The 244-nt window shown below is 66.8% G+C and carries 1 protein-coding gene; it reads right to left on the minus strand.

All coding sequences use genetic code 11. The annotated features are described in order from the left end of the window. Nucleotides 1-244: SAM-dependent methyltransferase (locus IG74_RS0145250; protein WP_158858173.1), on the minus strand; the 244-nt coding region annotated here is incomplete at both ends.

A 244-nucleotide genomic window follows, 5' to 3' on the forward strand; every position in this document is an offset into this window, starting at 1 on the left:
ACCGCGACGACCTGGCACTGGTGCTGCTCGGCCAGGAACAGGGCGAGCGCACCCCAGCCGCAGCCGATGTCCAACACCCGCTCCCCGCCCCGGATCCCCAGCAGCGAGGCGATCATCCGCAGTTTGGCCTCCTGCGCCTCGTCCAGAGTCTCGTTCCCAGTCGCATACAGGCCGCAGGTGTACTTCATCCGCCGGCCCAGAAACGCCTCAAACACCGCCGACGGCAACTCGTAATGGCAGTTGG

The organism is Streptomyces sp. NRRL B-1347 (assembly GCF_000720325.1).
Classification (GTDB): domain Bacteria; phylum Actinomycetota; class Actinomycetes; order Streptomycetales; family Streptomycetaceae; genus Streptomyces.